Origin of the sequence: Methylocystis sp., assembly GCF_051061285.1 — a bacterium.
Taxonomy (GTDB): domain Bacteria; phylum Pseudomonadota; class Alphaproteobacteria; order Rhizobiales; family Beijerinckiaceae; genus Methylocystis.
This window is the reverse complement of record NZ_JBPFEA010000024.1, coordinates 1-25,912: the sequence shown is the minus strand read 5'-3', so window position 1 is coordinate 25,912 and position 25,912 is coordinate 1. Positions and strand designations below refer to the sequence as shown.

At 62.9% G+C, this 25,912-nt stretch carries 23 protein-coding genes and 3 tRNA genes; 17 read left to right on the top strand and 9 right to left on the bottom strand.

Annotated elements, in window-relative coordinates; translation table 11 throughout:
• The first annotated feature begins 2 nt into the window (after nt 1-2).
• The 3 genes from ACR65T_RS07820 to ACR65T_RS07810 all read left to right on the top strand — a co-directional run bounded on the left by ACR65T_RS07820 (nt 3) and on the right by ACR65T_RS07810 (nt 827).
• Nucleotides 3-73: transfer RNA gene (locus ACR65T_RS07820), tRNA-Cys, on the top strand.
• 160 nt (nt 74-233) lie between these two features.
• Nucleotides 234-437, top strand: coding sequence for a hypothetical protein (locus ACR65T_RS07815; RefSeq protein WP_256034262.1), 204 nt, complete (start codon nt 234-236; stop codon nt 435-437).
• Between the two features lie 96 nt (nt 438-533).
• Nucleotides 534-827, top strand: a complete 294-nt coding sequence (locus ACR65T_RS07810; RefSeq protein ID WP_014892642.1) for a hypothetical protein — start codon at nt 534-536, stop codon at nt 825-827.
• A gap of 10 nt (nt 828-837) precedes the next feature.
• Here the strand turns inward: ACR65T_RS07810 and ACR65T_RS07805 are convergent, their stop codons facing one another.
• The 3 genes from ACR65T_RS07805 to ACR65T_RS07795 all read right to left on the bottom strand — a co-directional run bounded on the left by ACR65T_RS07805 (nt 838) and on the right by ACR65T_RS07795 (nt 3,703).
• Complete coding sequence (locus ACR65T_RS07805; RefSeq protein WP_434495947.1) at nt 838-2,676, bottom strand: AsmA family protein; 1,839 nt, start codon at nt 2,674-2,676, stop codon at nt 838-840.
• Between the two features lie 155 nt (nt 2,677-2,831).
• Nucleotides 2,832-3,269, bottom strand: coding sequence for a response regulator (locus tag ACR65T_RS07800; protein WP_434495946.1), 438 nt, complete (start codon nt 3,267-3,269; stop codon nt 2,832-2,834).
• A 32-nt stretch (nt 3,270-3,301) separates the two neighbouring features.
• Nucleotides 3,302-3,703: a DUF423 domain-containing protein gene (locus ACR65T_RS07795; RefSeq protein WP_434495945.1), complete on the bottom strand. Its 402-nt coding sequence runs from the start codon at nt 3,701-3,703 to the stop codon at nt 3,302-3,304.
• A 271-nt stretch (nt 3,704-3,974) separates the two neighbouring features.
• Here ACR65T_RS07795 and ACR65T_RS07790 point away from each other — a divergent pair, with 271 nt between their 5' ends.
• The 6 genes from ACR65T_RS07790 to ACR65T_RS07765 all read left to right on the top strand — a co-directional run bounded on the left by ACR65T_RS07790 (nt 3,975) and on the right by ACR65T_RS07765 (nt 11,680).
• On the top strand, nt 3,975-5,210 hold the full coding sequence (locus ACR65T_RS07790) for a M48 family metallopeptidase (RefSeq protein ID WP_434495944.1): 1,236 nt from the start codon (nt 3,975-3,977) through the stop codon (nt 5,208-5,210).
• A 322-nt stretch (nt 5,211-5,532) separates the two neighbouring features.
• A complete protein-coding gene (locus tag ACR65T_RS07785; protein ID WP_434495943.1) occupies nt 5,533-8,307 on the top strand; it encodes a xanthine dehydrogenase family protein molybdopterin-binding subunit in 2,775 nt (924 codons plus the stop codon).
• A gap of 11 nt (nt 8,308-8,318) precedes the next feature.
• Nucleotides 8,319-8,819 carry a (2Fe-2S)-binding protein gene (locus tag ACR65T_RS07780; RefSeq protein WP_434496184.1) on the top strand — a complete coding sequence of 167 codons (501 nt, stop codon included), beginning with the start codon at nt 8,319-8,321 and terminating at the stop codon, nt 8,817-8,819.
• Nucleotides 8,820-8,865: 46 nt separating this feature from the next.
• Entirely contained in the window at nt 8,866-9,453 is a 588-nt protein-coding gene (locus tag ACR65T_RS07775) for an Isoquinoline 1-oxidoreductase subunit (RefSeq protein WP_434495942.1), read from the top strand.
• 122 nt (nt 9,454-9,575) lie between these two features.
• Nucleotides 9,576-10,688 (top strand): hypothetical protein, encoded by a 1,113-nt coding sequence (locus ACR65T_RS07770; protein WP_434495941.1) that lies wholly within the window; start codon nt 9,576-9,578, stop codon nt 10,686-10,688.
• Nucleotides 10,685-11,680, top strand: coding sequence for a polysaccharide deacetylase (locus ACR65T_RS07765; RefSeq protein ID WP_434495940.1), 996 nt, complete (start codon nt 10,685-10,687; stop codon nt 11,678-11,680). The genes ACR65T_RS07770 and ACR65T_RS07765 overlap by 4 nt, the downstream gene beginning before the upstream one ends.
• 83 nt (nt 11,681-11,763) lie before the next feature.
• On the opposite strand, the gene ACR65T_RS07760 is transcribed toward ACR65T_RS07765, so the two are convergent.
• Nucleotides 11,764-11,839: transfer RNA gene (locus tag ACR65T_RS07760), tRNA-Glu, on the bottom strand.
• A gap of 141 nt (nt 11,840-11,980) precedes the next feature.
• Here ACR65T_RS07760 and ACR65T_RS07755 point away from each other — a divergent pair.
• The gene (locus ACR65T_RS07755; protein WP_434495939.1) at nt 11,981-13,858 is read left to right on the top strand and encodes an ABC-F family ATP-binding cassette domain-containing protein; all 1,878 of its coding nucleotides are present in this window, start codon (nt 11,981-11,983) and stop codon (nt 13,856-13,858) included.
• A gap of 159 nt (nt 13,859-14,017) precedes the next feature.
• On the opposite strand, the gene ACR65T_RS07750 is transcribed toward ACR65T_RS07755, so the two are convergent.
• Nucleotides 14,018-14,353 (bottom strand): GNAT family N-acetyltransferase, encoded by a 336-nt coding sequence (locus tag ACR65T_RS07750; RefSeq protein WP_434495938.1) that lies wholly within the window; start codon nt 14,351-14,353, stop codon nt 14,018-14,020.
• A gap of 175 nt (nt 14,354-14,528) precedes the next feature.
• Between ACR65T_RS07750 and proS the strand changes: the two genes are divergently transcribed.
• The 3 genes from proS to ACR65T_RS07735 are packed head-to-tail and all read left to right on the top strand — an operon-like array spanning nt 14,529 to nt 17,862.
• Complete coding sequence (gene proS, locus ACR65T_RS07745) at nt 14,529-15,869, top strand: proline--tRNA ligase (RefSeq protein WP_434495937.1); 1,341 nt, start codon at nt 14,529-14,531, stop codon at nt 15,867-15,869.
• Nucleotides 15,866-17,173 carry a lipoprotein-releasing ABC transporter permease subunit gene (locus tag ACR65T_RS07740; RefSeq protein ID WP_434495936.1) on the top strand — a complete coding sequence of 436 codons (1,308 nt, stop codon included), beginning with the start codon at nt 15,866-15,868 and terminating at the stop codon, nt 17,171-17,173. Before proS ends, ACR65T_RS07740 begins: the two co-directional genes overlap by 4 nt.
• Nucleotides 17,174-17,178: 5 nt before the next feature.
• On the top strand, nt 17,179-17,862 hold the full coding sequence (locus ACR65T_RS07735) for an ABC transporter ATP-binding protein (protein ID WP_434495935.1): 684 nt from the start codon (nt 17,179-17,181) through the stop codon (nt 17,860-17,862).
• Nucleotides 17,863-17,869: 7 nt separating this feature from the next.
• Here ACR65T_RS07735 and ACR65T_RS07730 read toward each other — a convergent pair whose 3' ends face one another.
• A complete protein-coding gene (locus ACR65T_RS07730; protein WP_434495934.1) occupies nt 17,870-18,445 on the bottom strand; it encodes a hypothetical protein in 576 nt (191 codons plus the stop codon).
• A gap of 401 nt (nt 18,446-18,846) precedes the next feature.
• Here ACR65T_RS07730 and ACR65T_RS07725 point away from each other — a divergent pair, with 401 nt between their 5' ends.
• On the top strand, nt 18,847-19,539 hold the full coding sequence (locus ACR65T_RS07725; protein ID WP_434495933.1) for an enoyl-CoA hydratase-related protein: 693 nt from the start codon (nt 18,847-18,849) through the stop codon (nt 19,537-19,539).
• A 17-nt stretch (nt 19,540-19,556) separates the two neighbouring features.
• Here the strand turns inward: ACR65T_RS07725 and ACR65T_RS07720 are convergent, their stop codons facing one another.
• The 3 genes from ACR65T_RS07720 to ACR65T_RS07710 all read right to left on the bottom strand — a co-directional run bounded on the left by ACR65T_RS07720 (nt 19,557) and on the right by ACR65T_RS07710 (nt 24,432).
• Nucleotides 19,557-21,893 carry a putative bifunctional diguanylate cyclase/phosphodiesterase gene (locus tag ACR65T_RS07720; RefSeq protein ID WP_434495932.1) on the bottom strand — a complete coding sequence of 779 codons (2,337 nt, stop codon included), beginning with the start codon at nt 21,891-21,893 and terminating at the stop codon, nt 19,557-19,559.
• 1 nt (nt 21,894) lies between these two features.
• Nucleotides 21,895-22,968, bottom strand: coding sequence for a crotonase/enoyl-CoA hydratase family protein (locus tag ACR65T_RS07715; protein ID WP_434495931.1), 1,074 nt, complete (start codon nt 22,966-22,968; stop codon nt 21,895-21,897).
• A gap of 105 nt (nt 22,969-23,073) precedes the next feature.
• Nucleotides 23,074-24,432, bottom strand: coding sequence for a multicopper oxidase family protein (locus ACR65T_RS07710; protein WP_434495930.1), 1,359 nt, complete (start codon nt 24,430-24,432; stop codon nt 23,074-23,076).
• A 121-nt stretch (nt 24,433-24,553) separates the two neighbouring features.
• Here ACR65T_RS07710 and ACR65T_RS07705 point away from each other — a divergent pair, with 121 nt between their 5' ends.
• The 3 genes from ACR65T_RS07705 to tig all read left to right on the top strand — a co-directional run.
• Nucleotides 24,554-24,856, top strand: coding sequence for a hypothetical protein (locus tag ACR65T_RS07705; protein WP_434495929.1), 303 nt, complete (start codon nt 24,554-24,556; stop codon nt 24,854-24,856).
• 217 nt (nt 24,857-25,073) lie between these two features.
• A tRNA-Leu gene (locus ACR65T_RS07700) sits at nt 25,074-25,158 on the top strand.
• A gap of 27 nt (nt 25,159-25,185) precedes the next feature.
• A partial coding sequence (gene tig / locus ACR65T_RS07695; protein WP_434495928.1) for a trigger factor occupies nt 25,186-25,912 on the top strand: 727 nt, incomplete at its 3' end.

The following is a 25,912-nucleotide window of genomic DNA, read 5'->3' as shown; positions in this document are numbered from 1 at the left end:
AAGGCCTCGTGGCGGAGTGGCTACGCAGAGGACTGCAAATCCTTGTACGGGGGTTCGATTCCCTCCGAGGCCTCGCCTTTCTCACGCGAGAAATGGGCGTCGTCAATTTGAAGGCGCGCGCTTAACGATAGCGCAGAAGAAGCGGACCGCGCGGCTCACAGGGGCCGCATTCGGGTTCGTTTTCTTCGCGGTTGCGCTATAGTTGAGGCGACGTCACATCGAAGAGGGTAACGATGCTGAATGCGTTGATTGCGGATGCGCAGGCGCGGCTGGACCAGGCGCGCCGCGAGTTGAAGTCCGCCGTTCTTGATTTCGACGTCTCGGACGACAGGCTCCTGGAACTGCGGGCCTCGGCGCGCCGCGTCTATGACGAACTCAGCGCGCTTGACCGCAAGAAGCTGAAGAGAGGCATTTTCGGTTTTTTGAAAGTCTGGTGACCGCTATGCGGCGCGTCGGCTCTTTCGTCCGCCGACGCGCGCTCCATAATTGAATTAGGAGCGCGCGTTCATCGCGCCGCAGAACGAGGTCGCTAAATGATCAGTCCTGAAACGCCTCCTGGCGCCGAGGTGGTTTGCGTAGACGCGACCGCGGGCCCCTATGGTCGTTGCGAGGGCTTGGCCCGTGGCGCCATTTACACGGTCGCGCGGATCGCCCGCGGCATCGATGGCGGTCACGTCGTCATTCTTGGGGAAGTGTCGCCCTGGCGAACCTATGCGCCTCCCTGGGGCGTCGTCGAGGTTGGTTTCGAGCTTCGCCGCTTTCGCTATCTCGATATCCCTGACGAATTGACAAGGCTTCTGCACGAAACGCAGTTGGAGGACGTTTAACGTTCTCGCGTCATTGCGCCGCCGGTCCGTCCTGCGGCGGCGGATCCAGTCGCGGCAGCAGCGGAGCGGCCGCGTCGGAGCGGCGGATGAAGGCTCGCGCGTCCAGCCCCAACGCCAATTCGTCCCAGCGGCCGGCGAGGTCGAGGGCGATGCTTGGCGCCGACTCGGCGGTCAGACCGGCGCTGTCGGCTTCGCGCGCCACGGCTCTGACCGCGAGACTGCGCTCCGGGAGGCGCGCCGAGCCGTCGAAGGCAAGCGTAAAGCCAGGTCCTCGCGCGACGCCTTTGGCGATGTCGGCGACGCCGTTTTCTATTTTTATGGTGGCGCTCGCGGCGACGAGCGTCGAGCGGCCCGAGCGGATGTCGAAGGCGCTCGATAGCGGCCGCGTCTCCCATCGGCGCAGCGCTTTCTCGAGATCGACGCCGGATATCTCGCCGTCGACGAGAGCGACGCTGGCGCGCCCGTTCAGGCTCTGCATCAGCGTGGCCATCCGATCGCCCATGCCGTCGACCGCGAGAGTCGCGTTAAGCGCTCCCGCCAGAACAGGTTTTCCGTAAGCGTCCCAGAGCAGCGGACCTGCTTCGACCGCTGTCGTTTGCGCATCGGCCCGCAGCGCCAGCCCATCCGGCGAAGGCGCGATCGAGGCCCGAAACTTGAGTCCGCCGCGATAGGCGTGCGCCTGCGTTATCGCGAACTCCGCGGCGCCGTCGCGCAAAGTGACTTCGATGGCGGCGTCTTCGACCTTGAGCCGGCCAAGCCTGGCGTGGCCGACGGCGAGATGCAGATCAACGTCCGCGCCGGAGAGGTCCGGGAGATTGAACGGCTGATCGCTCCACTGTCCGTTCGCGGCGACGAGCGGCGGCGCGTCGGCGAGAAACGGCCGCAAGGAGAGGAATTCGCTTTGGAGCGCCGCCGTCAGCGTCGGGCGGCCATCGTCTTTCTGCAGGTCGATATCGCCGCGAAACTCGTTTCCGTCGACAAAGAGACGCGCCCCCTTGAAATGCGCCTCTCCGGGCGCGAGCGTCGCTTGCGCGGAGAATTGCGCGTCGGCGAAGGCGCCCGGCAGGGGCGCGGCGACGCCGAAGAGCTGCAGCGCCTGTTGCGCCGATGGCGCACTGGCCGCTGCGCGCCCCTCAAAGCGGGCGTTGGCTCCGAGTTGTCCCACGCCTTGCGCTTCAGCCCGAAGGCTCTTGCCGTCGAGCCGGGTCGTCACAACGGAGGGTTCTCCGCGCAACAACGCTCCCGGACGCGCGACCCATAAGATCGCCTCAAGCCGTTCGCCGTTGAAATCGAACGCGCCGGTCAGGGCCGCCGCCTCGCCGATGCGGCGCCATTCAAAATTCGCGTTGATTCGCTCCAGCGCATAGACGCGGCTGCGGTAGGTGATCCGTGCGTCGCCGTCGACGATCGACACCACGCCAAACCGCACGTTATCGGCCGCTGCGGCTTCGAGCGTCGCCGGCTTTGCGGCGGCCGCTCGGGCGGCTGCGCCGGGCGCGCCGGCCGGCTTTCTGTCAAGATCGATGTGGGCGCGCGGCCGTACGAGCTTCACCGACGCGACTCTGAGGCGCCCCGCGATCAGCGGCAGAACGTCGACGTCGCCGCGCAGCTCGCTCGACTCGATGAGCAGCGCGCCATTGCGGTCGGCGAAGGCGACGCCTTCGACCGCGATGCTTGGACGCGGAAAGAGCGAGAAGCGCGTTCGGCCGCGCGCGGCGACATAAAGCCCCGAAGAGCCTTGGAGCTGATCGGCGACGGCCTCCATGAGAGCGCCGGGCGAGAACAGCCACGGCGCAACAGCGGCGGCGATCGCCGCCAGTGCCGCCCCCGCCGCCAAGGCCGTCGCCAACAGCCGAAGCGCAGCGCCTGAAGGGCGGCGCGCTCTCAGCGATGCGGAGGGCTTGTCGGTTATGGCGGAGGGCTGCAGCCGCATGCTCCTGAAGCGAGTCTTGAGACGTCGCTTGTCGCGGTCAAGGGCGGCGATATAGTGGCGAAAGGCCGAGCCTAGCGCTCTTCGGCGCGCGACAGTTCGCTGCGGAGCGCGGTCAGGATCTCCTCGACGTAGAACGGTTTTTCGACCATGGCGTGCTCAAGATGCGCCTCGGGCAGTCCTGCGCGCCCGCACCCCGTCGTGAAAATAAAGGGGCAGCCGCGGGCGGCGAGCGCGTCGGCGACCGGATCAATCTTTTCGTGGCCGATATTGACGTCGAGCAAGGCCAGCTCGACTCCGTCCTCGCGGGAGAGCCGCACCGCTTCGTCGACGCTGCGCGCCATCCCCGCGATAACTAAGCCGAATTCCGCGAGCGTCTCTTCCAGCGCCAGCGCGATATAGGGATCGTCTTCGACAATCAGCAGCCGTCGCCCGAGCAAAGGATCGCTCGTGCGCTGGGGGTCATCGCTTGGAGCGGCCGAGGACGAAAGGCCGGAGCTGGAAACCGACATGAATAAATGGTGGGGCGGAATGCCGCAGTTGTCTAGCTTTCGGGCGGCTTTTGCAGTGAATTTGCTGCGAACATGGCGAACGCCGCCCAGACGGCGAGAGCGCACCAGCTCAGGATCGTCAGCCCGCCGCCGATCGGCGCGGCGAGAGGAAACAGTCTCCCCGATAAAAAGACCCGGGCGGCAAGGTCGCCTGCGAACAGCGTGACTCCCGCCTGGAGCGCCAGCGCGATAGCGGCGAGCCAATTCGCCTTTGGCCGCGGCGTCGTGCGTATCAGCGCCGCGAGGCCGACGCCGGCGGCGGCGTGGAGCATGAGAAATTGGCTTGCGGTCGCGAGAAAGGGACTCGCGTCGGCATGGGCCGCGGCGGCGGCGAGAGAGACGCCGGCCACTCCTTGAAGAGCGGCGATAGTCGCGATGGCGAACGACAGTCTCAATGGCAAACTCCGTTTCGCGCCTCCGCTGGAGACGAGATCGCGCTTTCAAATAGCGCGCCGACGTCGCGGTAAACCGAAGCGCCGACGACATCAACTGTGTCCAGGCTTTCGTCCATGGTCAGGAGAAGAGCTCATCTGCATGAACGTGAGATGAGCGTTATCGACGGCGCGAGCGCACAGCGGCCCAGCTCGGCGGCGACATAAGGCGGCGCTCTCGCAAAGAAGGCCGCGCTTTCCTATATTGCCGCATGAAAGTTTGCGGGAGAGAAGCATGAGCGCAATGGGCGTCGTGATTTGTCTGGCGATCGCCGCCTCCGCCGGCCTTGGCGTGTATCTGCGCATGCGGCAGATGGCGACGGTAAACGCCCATCGCGATCAGGTGCCAGCGGATTTCGCGCACGAAGTCACGCTCGACGATCATCGCCGCGCCGCCGAATATACGATCGCAAAAACAGAATTTTCCATCGCGGAAACGATTTTCGACGCCGCGATTTCTATCGCGTGGCTGGCGCTGGGGCTCGCGCCGCTTTATGCGGCGATCGCCGCCTTTGTCGAACCTGGCCTCGTTCGCAGCGTTCTTTTCGTTCTCGTCTTCGGCGTGATCGGCAGTTTGATCGACATGCCCTTCGCCGCGGCGCGCGCCTTCTGGCTCGAAGAAAAGTTCGGATTCAATCGGCTGACGCTGCAAAAGTTTCTCGTCGATCAAGCAAAGTCCGGCGCGCTGGAACTCGCCATTTCGACGCCCTTGCTTTTCGGCATGTTCTGGCTTCTGGGCGCTGCCCCCGACACATGGTGGCTCATCGCTTATTTCGTCTTCATCGCCATCGCGATTGCGATGACGGTGCTATATCCGACGGTCATCGCGCCGCTGTTTAATAAATTTTCGCCGCTTGAAGACGGCGCCATGAAGCGGCGCATGGAGGCGCTGCTCGCCAGATGCGGCTTCGAGTCGAAAGGCCTCTATGTGATGGACGCCTCGACGCGCTCCACGCATGGCAACGCTTATTTCAGCGGCTTCGGCAAGGCCAAGCGCATCGTCTTTTTCGACACGCTGCTCGAGAAACATTCGCCGGACGAGATCGAATCGATTCTCGCGCATGAACTTGGCCACTTTAAATTCGGCCATGTGCGGCAGATGCTGGCGCTGGCGGCGGCGATCGCCTTCGTCGGTTTCGCGGTGCTGTGGTGGGCCTTCGGCTCGGATGTCTTCGCCGGCTGGTTCGGCCTGCCGAACGACCCCGGCGTGGTGCTCGTCGCGCTGCTGCTTGCGCGAGAGCCGATCTCGCATGTCCTGTCGCCCTTGCTCGCGTGGCGGTCGCGTCGGGCGGAGTTCGAAGCCGACGCCTTCGCCCGCGATATCGTCGGCAAGGAGCCGATGATCTCGGCCCTGACGCGGCTGACGCGCGACAACCTTGCAACGCTGACGCCCGACCCGCTCTACGCCACCTTCTATTTCTCGCATCCGCCCGTGCCGGTGCGAGTCGCGCAGCTGCGCGCGACGGCGTAACGGGCGCAAGGCTCGTCGGCCCGCGACTTTGTCGTAGACGCGATCCCTTCGCGGCGATCGACGACCGCGATAACGACGTCGCTGTCGATGCGAACGACGACCGATCTGACGGCACGCCGGTGGCGTCGCGATGCGGTTGGCTAGAAGACAACCCCGCAAAGCGCTTACGACGACTGCATCATCAATCTGGTCGAATTGATCTTCGCGGATCAGCGCCGGTAAAGGCCAAGGCGCAGCGAGCCGAGCTTGCTGGCGATCCATGCCCGTGCCAATAAAAGCATCGCCATTGGCGGTCGCCGGGGTGCAGCCATGAGGTCGGAGCGTGAAGGCTTCTCGACGCGAGTTCGCCAAATTGGTCACCGCGAGCGGCATTGCGCTCAGCCTGTCGCGTCTGGCCCTAGCTAATGAGCCTGAGTTCGCCGCACGCGAGACGCTGCCTGGAAGACAGCGCTGGAATCCGGCCGCTGCGGGCGCGGGTCGGATTGATGGAGTCGCCAAAGTCACCGGCGCGAAGCTTTACGCGTCCGATTTCCGCGCCGCGGATCTCCCGGGATGGCCGACGCATACTGCGCACGCCATGCTCATACGGACGGCGAACGCCACGCACATCTATGAAGGCGTCGATCTCGCGCGTTTGAGCGGCGCGCTGAAGCCTTCCGTGGTCATTACCGCGACGGATCTCGCGCGCATCGGCGCCCGCGTTCCCGAGTTTTATTCCGGCGATCTGTTCTGCTCGATTGGCAAGACGCCTTTGTATCTTGGTCAGCCGGCGGCTCTGTTGATTTATGAAAGCTTCGATGCTTTCGATCAGGCGCGACTCGCCTTACGCAATGAAACGCTTCTGAAATTCGGCGCGGAAACCGGCCCCGTCGTTGAGCGCAATTACGGCGCGTTTCGTTTTACGCGCGTCGCCGGCGCAACGCCAGATGCGCCCGACGTTTACTCGCCGGTCAAGGAAGGCTGGGTTAGCCCGGGCTTCTTTCAAAATGGAGAGCGCCCAATATGGGCGCGGCTCCCCGAGCCGACGGGGGCCGCCTACGTTAAAGCGGCAGACTACGGCGAACAGATCCGCGCCGAACTTGACGTCAACGCTTCAAGGCTTCTCGTTCTCGATCGCGAATTCGAGACCCAATCGATCGACCCGATGTTTCTTGAGCCGGAATGCGGTCTGGCTTGGTACGACGCCGATCGCAAAAACCTGGAGCTCGTGCTCGGCGTACAGTCGCCGTACGAGGCCGCAACTTCAGTCGCAACGCTGCTGGGCAACGCCCGCGCCAACTTCAAGCCGGCGCATATCAACGCGCATTTCGCTTATATGGGCGGGGGATTTGGCGGGCGCGACCATACGCCGTTCCCGCTTTACGTCGCGCTGGCGGCCATGTTCCTTCCCCGCCGCCCCGTGCGGCTCGCCCACGATCGCTATCAGCAGTTCCAGGCGGGAATTAAGCGGCATGCATTCAAGGTCCACTCGCGCATCGGCGTTGATCGAGCGACAGGCAAAATTGCCGCATTCGCCGCCGACCATGTTTTGGATGGCGGCGGCCTCGCCAATTATTCGGCCAGCGTGGCGGCCGTTTCCGCAAACGCCGCGATAGGCATCTACGACGTTCCAAAAGTCGACGTCACCACCGTCGCGCTGCATTCACGCGGCGTGACGGCAGGATCGATGCGGGGCTATGGCACGCTGCAGACGATGACGGCGCTGGAAGTGTTGATCGACGAGGCGGCGTCGACGCTGGCGGTCGATCCGATCGAATTCCGCCGCCGCAACGCGCTGAGGACCGGCGGTCGGACAATGGCGGGGAACACCTATGACGTCGTGGTTCGCACGCCCGAGATTTTGGACCGACTGGAACAGCATGCGATCTGGCGACACCGCGCCGAAGAGAAGGCGCGTGGACGGCGCGCAGGGAGCGTTGTCGGCACGGGCGTGGCTTGCGTCACCAAGGATTACGGCAGCGGGGCCGACACTTCATTGTCGTCGGTGGACATTGACCCAGAGGGTCGGATCTCAATCCACTGCGATCACGTCGAGATGGGGAACGGCATAGGGACGGCGCTTGCGAACCGGGTCGCGGCCCATCTCGGCGCCGTCGCCGACGAAGTCGCCGTCGCGGAAGTCGACCGTTTCGCCGCGCTCGGGCTCATCACCTCCGGCGACCCTTACACGATGGACCAGGCGACGCAGGACGCCGCACAACGCGATCCGCGCTGGGTTCCGGCAATCAGTTCGCCAACCAGTTCCTCGATTGGCGCGCATGTCGGGACTCATTCGGCGTCCGAAGCGGCCCGCGTCATCTTCCGGTTCGGCTTGTGGCCCGCGGCGCTCGAACTGTGGGGACTCGCGCCAACCGATCCGAGAGCCGCGAAATGGGAGGCGGCGCGTTGGGAGCAGGGACGGCTCACGATGCCGGAGTTGAGACCCTTGCCGCTGTCGGAGATCGCCGCAAGGGCGCATGCGCGCAAAGGCGTGACCGCGGCGATGGCGCACAGCTTCTCTCGCTGGTCATGGTCGAAAGCGACCTTTGCGATCGGCGGAGAACCTTGGACGGCGGAAATTGATGCGCTGGCCGTGCGAAAAAGCTCAGGTAAATTCGTTCGCTTAGATCGCGCCGACGTCAAATACCCGCCCACCGTGTTCAACCGGATCGGGACCTCCTACACATCGCTGTGCGGCGCGCTGGTCCGTGTCGAGATCGAGCGCGCCACCGGCGCCTTGCGCATCGACAGGGCATATACCGTCCTTGAATGTGGTCGCGCGCTGACGCCCGAAATCGTGCTTGGCCAGGCGCAGGGCGGTTTCGCGATGGGCGTCGGCTACGCGCTGCTCGAATCGCTGCCGCTTTATGAAGATGGACCCGGCAACGGGCAGTGGAATCTCGGGCAATATCTGATCGCGCGCGGGTCGGACCTGCCGTTGCAGGGACTCGAGATCGAAGTGTTGCCCCCGCTGCCGAACGATCCGCCAAAGGGCATGGCTGAGGTCGTGATGATTCCCATCGTTCCGGCGTTGTTGAACGCGATCTTCGACGCGACCGGGCGTCGCTTCCATGCCTTGCCGGTGACTCAACAAATGCTCAAGGGGGCGCTCGCGTGACGACCGTGCGCATGAGGATCAATGGGCGCGCATACGGCCCGGTGACGGTGCGCGACGAACTGACCATGAATGATTTTTTGCGCGAGCGCCTCGGACTCACCGGCACGAAATTTGGCTGCGGCGCCGGCCAATGCCTCAGTTGCGCAGTGATCATCGACGATCCGGACGGGACGAGCCGCACCAGTCCAACCTGCCTCGTTCCGGCGGCGAGCTTCAACGGGAAATCCATTCGGACCGTCGAAGGCCATGCGACGAACGGCGAGCTCACTGCGCTGCAAAGATCGTTCATCGACCATTTCGCGTTCCAATGCGGCTATTGCACAGCCGGCTTCTTGAACGAGGGACAGGTTCTGCTCGAGCGTCTGGCGAAGACGCCGGTGGCGCGCGCCGATCTCGAGAAAACGATCGTTGACGCGTTTGATGGCCATCTGTGCCGGTGCACGGGCTACGTCAAATATCACGAGGCGGTGCGCGACGTCATTCTCGCCGATCCGGGACGATATTTGACGTAGCGAAACGGCGTTTCGCATGAGTGCGGCGCAGGAGGGGGGACCGAAGATGAAATTTGCGGTTCTCGCAGCGTTCGTGGGACTGACGACATGCGTGACATGCGACAGCCGATCGGCGACGCTCGCAACTCCAGAAACATTTGCCGGCATCGGCGACGCCGCGGCGCGGTCCGCGGCTTTGTTTACCGAGCTTGGCAAAGTCCTGACCAACCCGCGCTGCGTCAATTGCCATCCCGCCGGCGATCGTCCGCATCAGGGGGAACTGGGCCGGAGTCACCAGCCGCCGGTCGAGCGGGGACCGGATGGCCGAGGCCTCACGGCGATGCGCTGTCCGATCTGCCATCAGGACGCCAATTTTGATCCCGGCCGCGTTCCCGGTCACCACGAATGGCGTCTCGCGCCGCGTGAGATGGGTTGGGAAGGCAAAACGCTCGGTGAGATCTGTGCGCAGATCAAAGATCGCGCGCGCAATGGCGGCCGTTCGCTGGAGGCGCTTGCACGCCACATTGGCGGCGACACGCTCGTAGGCTGGGCTTGGTCGCCCGGATTTGGCCGCCAGCCTGCGCCGGGAACGCAGAAGGAGGCGGAGGCGCTCGTCGAAGCTTGGATCAACACCGGGGCAGTATGCCCGAAATAGCGGAGGATAAGCGAACCCTGCGCGCCTTCCGGTGAGGCGATCGCACGACGTCCTTCCAATCTATCGTCGAACAGTCGCCGTCCACGCCGCGCCTTTGCTGTCCTCTTCTAACGGAGATTCTCATGATGCCCATCACGCTCACGACAAGCGGTCTCGGCACGCTGCTGTCGTCGGTTGTCGTCTTTGGATTATCGGTTTCGCCCGGTCGCGCTGCGGAGTTGCCCCCCTATTTCAAAGAACTTGTCGGCGTCGAGACGGCCAGTCCCGCCGACATCGCCAACAAAAATGTGCTGCAGCTGAACACGTCGATGTTCCAGCTCTACGGCGACGCCGCACAGATCTTCAAGAAGAACATCCTCGCCAAGCATCCGGTCATTCTCGGACTGTTTTCCGGCGCCGGCGGGCGATTTATCCTTTATCGCCCCGGCATGGCGCCGATTGAGGCGCCGCAGGCGCCGATCGTCTATCAGTTGCTGAAATCGGTTGGCCACAGCACCATGGCGTTGGCCGAAGTCGTCGTTCCGTATCTGAACAGTCCCAAGGACACGACATGGCGCGGCGCATTGGCGGCGTATAGGAGCCGTATGCAATCCACGCTCGACACGCTTGACGCGAGCGGAATGCAAAAAGACTGGCGAACAAACAATCGAAGCATTCTGCGAAACAATATCGCGTTCATGGACGAGTGCCTGAAGAACAATGCGATCTCAGCGGAAGGCCTGCAAAAATTCGCCAAGACGCAGTCGCCGCTGCTGAAGAAAAATATCGCTTGGGCGGCGCAAACCCAGGTCGCCCATTGGATGGATGTCATCGGCGGCTGGAAAGAGACGCTTGGCGCCGACTGGGACAAAACCTATGCGGCCAGCAATACGATCTATGTCGCCCGCCAGAACAACGTCCTGTTTAGCGTGCTCGCGCAGTTCTTCGGCCCTGACGCCATCAATGATCGCTTGATGCTGATCGAGACGATATCATTCACCACGACGCCCGACGACATGCTGGACTCGCTGACGCGCATCATCGCCGACCGATCCGTTGGCGCCGCCTTTTTCGGCGACTACCATCTCATGGATTTCGAATTGATGGGCGGAGACGCGCGGCAGGCGATCATCGACGAAGACGCGAAGCGCAAAATGAATGTGGTCCTGCCGCCGCAGGCGCCGTTCGGCTCGCGTCAATGGCCGACGCTGATCACGCCCGGGCCCGGCGCGAAGAGCTTGAGCGATCTTCCGTGAACCTGAACCCCGCAGCCGCGATCACGGCGCGAAATGTTCCTGAGTTCGGCCTTATCGTGGGAGTCGCGCTCCTTTTTGCCGTTCTGCTTCCTCTCGAGAGCGGTGCGCAAGATCGCATTGACCCCGTTACGGGTTTCGAGCGCGAAGCGATCCATACCGCCGCCTGGCCGGCTGGCAAAAAGGTCGCCGTCAGCTTTGCGTTCTTCCTGGAGGAGTTCGGCTTCGGCCAAGGTCCGATCTTCCGTCCAGATCTTGCGTCGCGCAAGCCTGACCTCGTGAACGAGGCGTTCCGTCAATATGCGATCGACTGGGGCGTCGTCCGCGTCGGCCGGCTATTTAAGGAACTCGATGTGCCGCTCACCATCGTGGTGAATGCGGAGTTTTTCGGCAGGCGCCCATCGGTCTGGAAGGAGTTCCGTTCGATGCTGCCGAACGCGCCGCTCATCGCGCACGGCATGAACAACACCAGCCGCATGTTGCCGCTGCGGAGCGGGATCGCCGCGCAGAAGGCCTATATTCGCGGCACGTTGGATCTCATCGCGAAAGCCGCCGGCGTCCGGCCGACGGGCTGGTCGAGTCCGAGCGTCTACGCCAATCGCGACACGATGCGGGCGATGGCCGCCGAAGGCGTCGCCTACACCCTCGACCAGATGGATTCGGATGTCATTTCACGTCTGAAGACGCCGGAAGGCTCGCTCATCCTGCTGCCCTATCCGACCGTAACCGTCGACATGGGGCAATATCTGGCGCGGATGAAAACGACCAGAGAGATCGAGACGCTCTGGTTAGACTATGTTTCGGAGCTGACCATTGAGGCTCGCGCCAACCCGGCGCGAGGCGCCACGACTGTGGTCATCGGAATTCATCCCTTTGTCGTCGGCACGCCTGACGGAGCCTTCGCGCTGCGGCGCGTTCTTTTGCGCCTGAAGGCGGACGACGCTGTATGGCTGGCTGACGCCGACGCCATTTTGAAGGCGGCCGGCCTGAGATGAGCGAAGGCCGTGGGTTCGGACGGCTTCGCCGTATTCTCTCGCTTGATCCCGACCAATCGTCCGGGACAGGCGGCTACGCCGTTTGGCGCGCCCAAGGGGATTCGAACCCCTGTTTTCGCCGTGAAAGGGCGACGTCCTAGGCCTCTAGACGATGGGCGCGGCTGCGCGGCCGCATGGCGGCGGCGCGAGGGCGTGTATAGAGGCGCGGGCGGCGCAAGACAAGACCGACCGGCGGCGCCAATCGCCGCGCATGGCGCCGCGTTTGCGCGCCCTCGGGCGAGGCCCTAAAGCATCGCAGCAATGCTCACGATCAACGATCTCGTCTACCGGCTCGGCGGCCGGCTGCTGTTCGACCACGCCGGGGTGTTCCTCCCCGGACGCTCCCGCGCGGGCTTCGTCGGCCGTAATGGCGCCGGCAAGACCACGCTGTTCCGGCTGATCAGCGGCGAAATCGCCCCCGAAAGCGGCGCGATCTCGATTCCCGCCCGCACAAGGCTCGGGCGCGTCGAGCAGGAGGCGCCGGGCGGTCCGACGGCGCTGATCGACTTCGTGCTGGCGGCCGACCTTGAGCGCGCCGAACTGCTGGCGCGCGCCGACGTCGCGCATGATGCGCACGACATCGCCGACATTCAGACGCGGCTCGCCGACATCGACGCCCATTCGGCGCCCGCCCGCGCCGCCGCCATCCTGCACGGGCTGGGCTTTGACGCCGCGGCGCAGCGCCGGCCGCTGTCGGAATTCTCCGGCGGCTGGCGCATGCGCGTCGCGCTGGCGGCGGTGCTGTTCGCGCAGCCCGACCTGCTGCTCCTCGACGAGCCGACCAACTATCTCGATCTTGAAGGCACGTTGTGGCTCGTCGATTATCTGTCGCGCTATCCGGCGAGCGTGATCGTCATCAGCCATGACCGCGATCTGCTCGACGACGTCGCCACGCATATTCTGCATCTCGAGCGGGGAAGACTGACGCTCTATAAGGGCGACTACTCCTCCTTCGAAAAGCAGCGGCGCGAGGCGCAGCTCCTCGCCGTCAAGGGCGCCAAGAAGCAGGAAGAGCAGCGCAAGCATCTACAGGCCTTCGTCGACCGCTTCCGCTCCAAGGCGACCAAAGCGCGCCAGGCGCAGTCGCGCTTGAAACTCCTCGCCAAAATGGAGCCGGTCGCGGCGATCGTCGACGATTCGGTCCTGCCGATTCGTCTGCCGTCGCCCGAGAAGCCGCTATCGCCGCCGATCATCGCGCTGGAGAAAGCGGCGGTCGGCTATGGCGATCGGATCGTGCTGTCGCGGCTCACGCTGTCGATCTCCAACGACGATCGCATCGGCCTGCTCGGCGCCAATGGCAATGGCAAGTCGACCTTCGCCAAATTGCTCGGCGGGCGGCTGGCGGCCTGCAGCGGCGAGATGGTGCGCGCGGCGAAGCTGGAGGCGGGATTTTTCGCGCAGCATCAGGTCGATGATCTGAATGAGGGCGAGACGCCTTACGCAATCTTCGCGCGGCTGATGCCGGGCGCCCCTGAGGCGCGCATTCGCGCCCGCGCGGCGCAGACCGGATTTTCCGGCGCGCGCGCCGAAACCCTCATCGCCAAGCTGTCAGGAGGCGAGAAGGCGCGGCTGCTGCTCGGCGTCGCCACCTTCAACGCGCCGCATCTTTTGATCCTCGACGAGCCGACGAACCATCTCGACATCGACAGCCGCGCCGCGCTGATCGAGGCGATCAACGATTATGAGGGCGCCGTCGTGCTGGTCTCGCATGACCGCTATCTGCTCGAGGCCTGCGCCGATCGCCTGTGGCTGGTCGATGACGGAACCGTGCGCGCCTTCGAGGGCGACATGGACGATTATGCGCGGCTGGTGCTCTCAAAATCGCGCGACGAAGAGCCCAAGCGCGCGCTCGCGACGCCGGCGCAAGAGGCGGCAAAGCAGGAGGCGGCAAAGCAACAGGCGCCAAGGCGTCGCGACGCCGGGCAGGCGCGGCGCAAGCTCGCCGCCGCCGAGGCGCGCGTCGAGAAATTCACGCAGCTGATCGCCCGCGTCGACGAGGCGCTCGCCGCGCCAGACGCCTTCGCGCGCAATCCGCAGGAGGCGGCGCGGCTGGCGTCGCAACGCGAGGAACTCGCGCAGGCGCTCGCCGCGGCTGAGGAACAGTGGCTGGAGCTCGCCGCGGAGGCGGAGGCGCTGTGAAAGAGCCGCGGTCATGGTCTAAGGCCAAAATCTCGCCACGCCATCCCTTCTCCCGCAAGCGGGAGAAGGGAGCACCCCGAAATCAATAATCATGGGGCTCGGGGAAGATATTTGTCATCGAACAGGAATGGTAATTTGCTCACAATCGCGGGCGCTAGGTCAGCGTGCTAAGTCCGCAAACTCGGGATGGCGCCGCAGATAATCGACGACAAATGAACAATCGCCCTTAACCTTCAATCCGCGCGCCCGCGCGAATAGCAGCGCGTTGCGAATGAGTTCCGACGCGACGCCCTGACCGCGCAGCTTTGGCGGCGTCTGCGTTGAGGTGAAGACCATCACGTCATTGTCGATGCGATAATAGGCGAGCGCCGTCTCTCCATCGATGTCCAGTTCGAAGCGACTGAACTCGGGATTGTCGCGGACGCTTCCCCAGGGATGTCTAGTCGCAGGCTCTCCTTTAGACTTGCCCACAGCCTTGCCCATAGCCTCGCCCATGCCGGCCTCCTCAAGAGTTAGTGCTCCCGAAATGGGCGCGCGCGGCCAAAAAGGAAGAGCGCCCGCCGCTTGCGTTTTCGGCCGCGCCGGGGTTCAACAGCCTCGCCCGCGCCGTTTGCTCGGGCGGCGGACAGGCTATGCTCGCCGCTCCCCGATTCGCCCAACCGGATTCGACATGCGCCTTTCTCGCTATTTCCTGCCCATTCTGCGCGAGACCCCGAAAGAGGCCGAGATCGTCTCGCATCGGCTGATGCTGCGGGCGGGCATGATCCGACAGGAGTCGGCCGGCATCTACGCCTGGCTGCCGCTCGGGTTGCGGGTCTTGAACAAGATCAACGCCATTATCCGCGAGGAGCAGACCCGCGCCGGCGCCATCGAATGTCTGATGCCGACCATTCAGCCCGCTGATCTGTGGCGCGAGTCGGGGCGCTATGACGCCTATGGCAAGGAAATGCTGCGCATCGCCGACCGCCATGACCGCGAGATGCTCTACGGCCCCACCAATGAGGAGATGATCACCGAGATCTTCCGAGCCTTTGTGCGCTCATACAAGGATCTGCCGCTCAATCTCTTTCATATCCAGTGGAAGTTTCGCGATGAGGTGCGGCCGCGTTTCGGCGTGATGCGCTCGCGCGAATTCTTGATGAAGGACGCCTATTCCTTCGATCTCACGGCGGAAGCCGGACAGCATTCCTACAACAAGATGTTCGTCGCCTATCTGCGCACCTTCGCGCGCCTGGGCCTGACCGCCATTCCGATGGCGGCCGAATCCGGCCCGATCGGCGGCAACAGCCATGAGTTCATCATTCTCGCGTCGACCGGCGAGAGCGAGGTCTTTTGCCACAAAGATTTTCTGTCCTTCGCGCCGCCGCCCGCCTCGGTCGATTTCGACGATGCGGCGGGACTGCAGGGAATCGTCGACAAATGGACCAGCCGCTATGCAGCGACGAGCGAGATGCATGACGCCGCCGCCTTCGCCGCCGTTCCCGAGGATGCCCGGGTCGCGGCGCGCGGCATCGAGGTCGGCCATATTTTCTACTTCGGAACCAAATATTCCGAACCGATGAGGGCCGTCGTCAACGGACCGGACGGCAAGGAGGTCGTCGTGCAAATGGGTTCCTACGGCATCGGGCCGTCGCGCCTCGCCGCCGCCATCATCGAGGCGGGCCATGACGACAACGGCGTCATATGGCCCGAATCCGTCGCGCCGTTCCATGTCGGGGTCGCCGATCTGAAAGTCGGAGACCCGGCGACGGGCAAGGTCTGCGCCGATCTCGTGGCGCAGCTCGAGAACGCGGGACTGGACGTGCTGCATGACGACCGCGACGAACGCCCCGGCGCGAAATTCGCGACGCTCGATCTCATCGGTCTGCCCTGGCAGGTTCTGGTCGGGCCCAAGGGCTTGGCTGAGGGCAGGGTGGAGGTGAAGCAGCGCCGCACCGGAGAGCGGGAGCTTCTCACGCCTCAGGACGCCGTCACCCGCATCGTCGCCGCAATGAGACAGGCTCAGGCATGACCGAAGCGGCGCAACCGGCAAAAAGCGCCGGCGCGGCGCAACCGGCAAGAGGCGCCGGGGCCTTTTCGGCCTTTGAGCGGATGGTGGCGCTGCGCTATCTGCGCGCCCGTCGCGCCGACGGCTTCGTCTCGATCATCGCCGGCTTTTCGTTCCTCGGCATTATGCTGGGCGTCGCGACGCTCATCGTCGTCACTTCGGTGATGAACGGATTCCATCGCGAGTTGATGGACAAGATCATCGGCATCAACGGCCACGCCTTTTTGCAGGCGGTGGAGACGCCGTTCACGGACTGGGACCGGGTCTCCGCGAAGACAGCGAAGCTGCCCGGCGTCCAGCTTGCAATTCCCATGGTCGAGGGCGCGGCTGGCATATCGACTCAGTTCGGCCAATCGGGCGTGCTTGTGCGCGGCGTGCGCGAGAAGGACCTGACGCGGCTCCCCGGCGTGGCGGGCAATGTCAAGAGCGGCGCGCTTGCCGGATTCGACAAGGCCGGCGGCGTCGCCATCGGTCAGCGGCTGGCGGAGACGCTCGGCGTCGGCGTCGGCGACCCGGTCAGCCTGCTCATCGCCAAGGGGGTGCAGACGCCCTTCGGGGTCGCCCCACGCATCAAAGCCTACAAAGTCGTTGCGATCTTTTCTATCGGCATGTCCGAATTCGATAGCGTTTTCGTCTATATGCCGCTCACCGAGGCGCAGCTCTTCTTTAACAAGGAGAATGAGGCGACGGTGGTCGAGGCTTTCGTCACCGATCCCGAGAAGATGGACGATTTTCGCATCAACGTCGAAAAATCCATCGACCGGCCGCTGATCGTCACCGACTGGCGCCAGCGCAACAAGACGTTTTTCGACACGCTGCAGGTCGAGAAGAACATCCTCTTCATCATTCTCGCTTTGATCGTCGTGGTCGCGGCTTTCAACATCATCTCCGGGTTGACGATGCTCGTGAAGGACAAGACTCAGGACATCGCCATACTGCGCACGATGGGCGCGACGCGGGGCGCGGTCCTGCGCGTGTTCCTGATCATCGGAGCTTCGATCGGCGTCGTCGGCACGCTGGCCGGCTTTGCGCTAGGTCTGGCGCTGGCGAAAAATCTCGACACCATCCGCGTCGGGGTCAATAAGCTGTTCGACGCCAATCTCTTCCCCGCGGAGTTCTATTTTCTCTCGCGCCTGCCGGCGATCGTCGACCCGCGCGAGGTGACGGCGATTGTGGCCATGACGCTCACGCTCGCCGTTCTCGCCTCGATCTATCCAGCCTGGAAAGCCGCATCGCTCGATCCGATCGAAGCGCTGCGGCACGAGTAGTCGCGATGAGCGAGGCCGTTCTCGAACTCCGCAGCATTGCGCGCCACTATCGCGAGGGCGCGGCGCGGCTCGACATTCTGATGGACGTCAATCTGTCAATCTACCCGGGCGAGACGGTCGCGCTGCTGGCGCCGTCTGGCGCCGGCAAGTCGACGCTCCTCCATATCGCCGGACTCCTGGAGCGCCAGGACGGCGGCGAAGTGCTGATTGCAAACGCGCCGACGTCGCGCATGTCCGACGCCGAGCGTACGCGGCTGCGGCGCCCCACCGTCGGCTTCATCTATCAGTTCCATCATCTGCTGCCGGAGTTCTCGGCGCTCGAGAACGTGGCGCTGCCGCAGATGATCAATGGCCTGAGCGGCAACGAAGCGCGCCTGCGGGCGCAACAGCTGCTCGATTATTTGCGGCTCGGACCGCGCGCGTCGCACCGGCCGTCGGAGCTTTCCGGCGGCGAACAGCAGCGCGTCGCCATCGCCCGCGCCGTCGCGAACGCGCCGCATCTTCTGCTTGCCGACGAACCGACCGGCAATCTCGATCCGCGCACCGCGGAGCATGTTTTCGGGACGTTGTTGGCGCTCGCGCGCAGCACCGGACTGGCGGCGCTCATCGCGACTCACAATATGGAGCTCGCGAAACAAATGGACCGCCGCGTAACCTTACGCGACGGTCGAGTGGAGCTCTTAAGCTGAAGCCGCCTTAAGCCTTCGGCGTGGGCTTCTTGCCCATGAACTGGTGCCTGTACCAGAGGCCGAAGCCAACCAGCGCCAGGGCCCCGAAGAACACGGCGATCGTGATTTCCCTGGTTTGGGTCAAGCCGACGGAGAAGGGGAAGCGCGCGACATATTCCTTCGTGCCGTCATCGCTTTTTGCCTTCACCAGTCCGATAAACTTGCCTTCCTTCGGAAAGACATGCTCGAAGGTGAGCGTGCCCGACTTATACTTCTTGGGGGGAGAGTAATACTCCGTATTCGCCTCGAGACTTTCGGTGTCGTCCTTCTGGCCGACGTCACGGACGACGCGCATCTCAAGATTCATGTCACGCAGTTCGTCCTGCTGCGCATCCAGGGTGATAATGGTGGGCCCGGCGTCTGGAATATCGTCGCAGAACTGCTCCCGTGACTTTTGTGGCTGATACCCCGTGAAAGTCATCGTATCGGGGCCGAGTTTCATCAGGCATTGGCCCTGGTTGATGCCGACGTCGCCATGCGCATGCGCTTGCGTGATCCAGCCGGCCGCCGCGAACAGCATGGCGGCGAAAAATCGCATGATCATCTGGTGCTCTCCCTTCTGAACTAGCCGCTCTGCGATGAGCGGTCTCTTATTGGCGCGCAGTCCGGTTCCGACGCGCCAATAATTCGCATATTCCGTGCGCGAAAGCGAACTGCGAACTCCGGAACCTCCAGCTGCGCTTTAGTTAATATAAATCAGCTGCGCCCACTTGTCCCGCGACCAAGGGCCACACGCGCTCGAAAAAGTCTGCGCGGCCCGTTTATTGTACAATCCCGTCGCCTGACGATGATTTTTTCGTAAGGTTCGCGCGTTAGAGAAGTTGCTTAAGCGTCATGCACTTGGCGTAACTTCGGCGCAATTTCGTGGCAATCATCAGCGCCAGGGTTGGCGAAGTTAAATTTTCATTTAACTTAATCGAGCCTTCACAAACTATGGCGGGAAACATGTTGAACTTTCCTTATCTGCGTGACCAAGCTGAACTTTCTGTCACCGGCGGCTGTCTTTCGACCATCTGGTTGAAAGACCACCAGGCTCTAGTATTGCGCAAGACTCGTCCGGGTTTTGACGCGCCCACGATCCGTACAATTACAGACATATTATCGGCGATCGACCGAGGCGAGCTGAACGAGCTCCGCTACATCGTCTACGATTTCGCGCATGGCGTGCGAGAGGCGCCGAGGCCGGCGGAGGGTTTTGGAGAGATGGCCGCCGAAAACTCCGAGCTGATCGTCGATACGCCGGTGATCACGCTCGCCTGGGCGCGCGGCCTCATGACCGGCTCCGATTTCGACTTCGCTATGCATTGCTCCGGCATCGTCGCCGAAAGGGACGCGCAATTCTCTTTCTCGGGAGATCCCTCCGACCTCTTGGGGCTTTACGCCGCAGTCGGTCGGACATTGGGCTTCGTGAAGGCCGAGCGTCTGATGGACAGCAATACGGCGCTCACTGCGGAAGACGCGCACGAACTGCTGATCGCCAGAGACGTCGTCGAACCGCAGCCTGGCGCCGCGGCGATAGAGCGCTACCTGGCCCGATTCGGCCGGCGCTATAACGCATCGCACGCGATATTTCGCGCGCAGCGTATGTTGCAACCTGGGGTTGATCGACGCAGCCTGGTGGCGCTTGAGCACAACTGAGGCCTGCTGGCGAAATCTCACGCTGCGCTGACGAGGCGCGGCGCATCGCGCCAATAATCGAGGAGCGGTCTCAGCTCCTCGATTGGCCGCGGTCGCGTGTAGAGGTAACCCTGAATGAGAAAAATATTCTTGCTCGCCATGAACGCGAGTTGAGCGTCAGTTTCGACGCCTTCGGCGACGAGATCGATGGATAGATCCTGTGCGAGCGCAGAGATCGCCGAGATGATCGCCTGCGTTTTGGGCGACTCGATCGCCTGCCGCGCGAAGGCGCGATCGATCTTGACCTTCTTGACCGGGAAGCGATTGAGATAGCCGAGGCTGCTGTAGCCGGTTCCGAAATCGTCGAGTGAGAGACGGACGCCGAGCGCGTCGATTTCGCGCAATTTGCTTTCCACGTCATCTGACACCATGAGCGTCGTTTCGGTGATTTCGAGCTCCAAACGATCGGGCTCCAATCCAGATTCGCGGAGCGTCGCCGCGACCATTTCAGCGAGATCCTTCTGTTGGAATTGCCTCGGCGCGATATTGACGGCGACTCGGACGTTCGAGGGCCACGATTTCGCGTCATTGCACGCCTGCCGCAGCGCCCAGGCGCCGAGCTCGATGATCATGCCGGTTTCTTCGGCGATAGGAATGAATTCGCCTGGCGAGATCATTCCTCGGGTCGGGTGGCGCCATCGCAGCAGCGCCTCCAAGGAAACGATGGTCGCGGTGCGGGAATCGACGACCGGCTGGTAGTAGACGATCAATTCATTCGCCAGGAACGCATGACGCAATTCGGTGTCGATTGCGCGCTTTCGGGTCAGCGCATCCTGCATCTCCTGGGAATACCAGATCGCCTTGCCGCGCCCGTCGGCTTTCGACCGGTAAAGCGCGAGATCGCTGCATTTGAGCAGGCCGCCGGAGGTCTCCGAGTCTTTTGGCGCCGCCGCCATGCCGATGCTCGCGCCGATGTTGACGACATGGTTTTCGACGATGAAGGTGCGATGCATCTCGGTGAGTATATTGGCGGCGAGTTCATCCACGTCAGGCAGGCGTTCGCCGGCGCGCAGCAGCACGCAGAACTCGTCGCCGCCGAGCCTCGCCACCACATGTGGACGCGGCACGCAGGCGGCAAGACGCGCTCCGACCGCAGACAGCAGCTGATCGCCGATGGAATGGCCCAATGTGTCATTGACCTCCTTGAACCGATCGAGATCGATGTTGAGCAACGCGGCGTGAAACCCACGTTGCCTGAGCTGAACCATTTCCTCCTCAAGCGTCTCCTGAAATTGATAGCGGTTCGGCAGATTGGTCAGATCATCGAAATGCGCCATGCGCTCGATCTCGCGGAGCGCGCGCTTTTGTATTGTCACGTCCTCGATGACGGTAATGAAGGATCCCGCTTCGGCGCGTTCGCAGTGAAATTCAAAAAAGCGTTCGCCAAGCTTGTGCGTGAAGATATTCGCACGCGGCATTGTGACGTGCCGCCTCCATCGCTCGAAAAAGATTTTGCCTTCCTGCGACGACATGCCGACGCTCTTGCCGATCGCATGCGCCAGCGCTTCGAGCCGGATCGGCGTTGTCGCCGCGACGATGCCGAAGAAATCGATGACGCGCCGATTGACGACCGTGACGGAGAGGTCGGCGTCGCCCATGCACAGGCCGTGCGTCATCGAGTTCAGCGCGAGGCTGAAGAGCGTTCGCTGCCTGACCGCCTCGTAGCCGTTACGGAGTGCCGTCTCCAAGTTGGCGTGCAGAAATGTTGTTGTCGATTTTACGGAGATCATTCCGATGATCAGAATAAGCGTCAGACCCCAATACCAGAAGCTGTAGTAAAAAAGACAAGCGATCGCGAGAGGCGCGCACGCCCCGATGACTTGTCCAAAAACGATCATTGGCCTGCCAGAATTGCGGCTCGCTAACGCTCCCGCGCAACCGGTCATCAAAATTACTCCATAATAAGCCAGCATTTCATCGTGGTGTTCTACGAAAAGTATAGCGGCGGTGATGCCGACCGCGGTCATGAAACCCACGGCGCCTATCGCGTATCGAAACTCCCATCGACGGGCATCTTTGCGGCGTTGCGCTGGAGGTTGCCGTGTGTATGCGAGCAATACGGAAATGCGGTAGGCGGCCATGCAACTCATCAAAATAATGAGTTGCAAGTAGACAGATTGCCACGTCGACAGCCATGCGATTGTGGGTGCGAGCATGCCGGCGGCTATCCCTGCAAGGAAGGAGCCCTGGGTCGCGAACAGAGTTTCGACGAGGTCCTGATAGATCTCGTTATCCGTCTTCACCTCGGCCTTTGCTTCCGGCTTCTCGGCTGTATCGTCGCCCGAAAGTTTGACGAACTGCGAGGCGGCTTCCATTTCATCCCTCCGAGAGTGCCGGACGAGCGCAGTCATCTTGCTTTGTAACGCTGATTGCGTTGAGGAGCCGGCCTTGTGCACGGACCAACCGCTCCATGTGACGCAGGTCAGCGTCACTGATGCGCGTTGAGCATTCGGCCCATAGATCGGTGATCCGCATGAGCTCTTCGCGAGTCACTGGCGCTGTGCGGCGACGCACTTCCGCCAGCGTCCGCCGGCGAACCCAGGCCACTTTGCCGCCTTTGAGCATCCAGGCAAGCGTCGCCGACTTTATGTCGCCGTCGGAGGCGAGAAAATCGACCGCTTCGAGATCATACATCTCGCGGCCCGAATACGCTCTGCCTTCAGAAATGATTTTTTGTGCGAGCGCGGCGCCAAGTTTCCTGTTCAGTAGCGAAACGGCGCCCATTCCAGGAAATGTGTTGAAGGCGATTTCCGGCATTGCGAAACGCGCATTCTCCTCCGCGATGATGAAATCTGTCGCGAGCGCCGCCTCAAATGCTCCCCCAAGGCACTGGCCATGCACTGCAGAGACGGTAACGATAGGTAAATCAAGCCCCCTCACCAGACTGTCTATCAAGTCAATGCAACTATGAGCATAACGACGCAGCAGGTCGATGTTATGCGCGCGTATAGCGGCGGAAAAAACAGCCAGATCGCCGCCTAAATTGAAGACCCCCGGCTTATTCGAAGCGATGACCAAGTAACGAATAGGGTTTCGTGATGTGAGGCCGGCGGCAAACAGCGCCTGAAGCGCTTGGCTGAAGCGGCTCATTTCGCTCAGGGTATGCGGCGTGTAGCAGACGGGCGCCTGCGCGCCATAGATCATCCAGACGGATTCCGTCGCCGCATCATACTCAACGTCAAGATTATCGAACTTCCAGTTTGGAAATTCCTCCGGAAGAGGTCCGCGCACGGCCCTGGTCATATCCAATACTTCGGGGCCAAGGCCTCCCCCCTCGATCAGGCAAGAAAACACGCCATCCGGATCCCGCCGCAAGGCGCGGCGGCGCGGGCGGGCTAAGCCGCCAAAAGCTTCAAGTGCGTTTGATCTAGCATTTGGCAATGCTTTCAACTCGCGGTCGAAGCTTTTTCCGTCACAGAAGTTCAGACAGGGATCTGAACAGACGGAAAAAACGTGATTCTATTTCGGGTTCTATTAACCTTTGTGACGCTTGCTCTAGGCGACTTCGAACCAAGTCGCCAGTCCGCCCGCTTCATGCTCCAGAATATCATCATGTACGGCCCATTTTCCAGGCGATTCGGCGAGGAAGGCGGCGTGCTTGGTTTTTCCCGGGGGAACGATGACGCCGTTGCGCCAATAGGGCTCCCATCCGTCATCGAGGTCATGCAGAAGACGCATGCACTGCCCGTGAACATGCATCGCGAGCGCCGCGCCAGACTTGTTGACAAAGCCCAGCGTCACCGGGGTTCCGTTGGCCACTTTGAAGAGCGGCGGGCCTTGGTAGCCTTTGGTCAAAGCGCCATTGATCGTCCAGGCGGGGCCGGCTGCGGCCTTGCGCGGTTCGATCACGAGATCGACCTTCTTGGCGCTTGCAAGCTTGATTTCGGCAGGAAGCGCCGCATTCTGCGGCAGCGACCCTATCGGCGGACGCTTCGACGTCTTTGCGCCCTTGGCTTCCGCGACGAAAAGGTCGCGATCCTCGCCATTCGGTCCGCGCAAGATCAAATTGGCCTTGGCGCCCTCGGTCTCCGGCATGTCGAACATCAGCTCGAAGCGCGCCCCCGGCGCGACGGGAATGCTCCGCTTGATCGGTTCGAAGGCGTCGCAGGGCTGGCCGTCGATGGCGATCACGAAAGGCTGCGCGCCCGCCAGGGACAGCACCATGATGCGGGCGTTGCTGAGATTGGCCAGGCGCAGCCGCACCCTGGCGCCGGGCGCCAGGCTCTGCAGGGCCGGCGCAGCCTTGCCGTTGACGCAGAGCAGCGGGCCGATCCGGCCGACGCCGCGCGCGGCCGCCGGATCGTCGAAGCCGCCGACGATCTGACCTGCGTCATCAAGCCGCCAGTCGTCGAGGACGAGAAGCAGGTCGGCGTCTGCGGGCGGCGGCGCCGGCTCGTCGACGATGAGCAGGCCCTTGAGGCCGCGCCCGACGAGCTCCGGCGTCGCGCCATAGACGCTCGGCCGGTAGCAGAACAGGCCGGGATCGGCGAGCTTGCGGCGATAATCGTAGGACCCGCCGGGCGCAACCGCCGCCTGCGTCAGCGGCGCGACGCCCTCCATCGCATTGACGCCGCGCAAGCCATGCCAGTGAATGGTTGCGGGCTGGTCGAGCTTGTTCAGGAAACGGACGGCGAGTTCGTCGCCCTGCTGGTAGCGCAGGACGGGCCCCGGCGTGCTCCCCTCGAAACCGAGAATGCCGGTTTCGCCGCCGCCGGACAGGCGCGCCTTCCCCGGCCGCGCCTCGATCTGCCGCAGGGAGCGCGGCGGCGACTGCGCCACGGCCGGAAGCGCCGCCAGGCTGGCGGCGACGCCGGAAAGAACGACGCGGCGGGAGAGAGGTTGTGACATCGCCATCTAGCTATGGCGCAGCCCGGCCCGTTGGGCAATGATCGAGAGCTTCGACTTCTCGTGCGCCGTAGGGGGAGCGCGAGAACGGCCAGGATTCGAGGAGGCTTGAGACATGAGCGCGCCGCGCATGAATAAGACTGCCGCTATTTTAGGCTTCTGCAGCGCGTGCGGGTTTCTGCCGCTCGCCGCCTGGGCGCAGGCTTCGCAAGGCTATTCCGACTATCGCCAGTCGCTGATCGCCGGCGGCTGGAAGCCCAATGTCGGCTACGGGCTGAAAACCGCCCGCGGCAAGCCCCTGTATAAGTTTCCGGAAGTCGTCTGCGGTCCGACGCTCTGCAACGCCAAATGGCGCGACCCCCAGGGGCACCAAAAAGTCATTACGCTGATCCGCGGCCTCGACGGGGCGGATCACCGCGTGGCGCCACAATAGCCGGCGGCGGCTGGCATCCCGTCGCGTCCATGCTATAGAGCGACGCCCGACGAATCGAGTTCGCGCTTGGGAGCGCCTTGGCGCGCCCTCAGACGCGCAAGGGACTGCGCCTTTTCGGGGGAACAGGATCGTTTGAGAGGGAATCGAACGGTTCGATTTCATCTCAAGCGATCCCGGTTCGCGGGCAGGGAAATTGAGGCGGCCCTATCCGCCGATCGCGGGCGTGGCGGAACTGGTAGACGCGCGGGATTTAGGTTCCCGTGTCGCAAGACGTGGGGGTTCGAGTCCCTCCGCCCGCACCAATTCATGCATTTGGAAAGAAGAGATCGATGCAAGTTAAAGAAACCCTTTCGGACGGATTGAAGCGCGAATACGCGGTGGTTCTGCCTGCGGCTGAACTCGACTCGAAGGCGAACGAACGCCTCGCTTCCATCAAGGATCGCGTGAATTTGCCGGGCTTCCGTCCCGGAAAGGTGCCGATGCAGCACCTGAAGCGCATGCACGGCAAGGCCGTGATGGGCGAGGTGATCGAGCAGGCGATCTCGGAAGCGAACACCAAAATCGTCACCGACAACAACCTCAAGCTCGCGATGGAGCCTAAAATCACGCTCGCGAACGAGGACGAAAAGGCGATCAAGCAAGTGATCGAGGGCAAGGCGGATCTTGCCTATACGGTCGCGATGGAAATTCTGCCGAAAATCGAGCTCGCGGATTTCTCCAAGATCAAGATCGAAAAACCGGTCACGACGGTGAGCGACGAGCAGGTCGACGAAGCCATCCGGAAGATGGCGGAAGGCACACGGCCTTATGTGACGAAAGAAGGGAAAGCCGCGAAGGACGACCGCGTCACGATTTCGTTCAACGGGAAAATCGGCGGCGTCGAATTCGACGGTGGCAAAGGCGAGGACGTTCCGGTGGTGATCGGCTCGAACCGCCTGATCCCCGGCTTCGAAGACCAGCTAATCGGGCTTGCCGCTGGCGAGAGCGGGACGGTGAAGGTGAAATTCCCCGACGACTATGCGTCGAACGAGGTCGCAGGCAAGGACGCCGAATTCG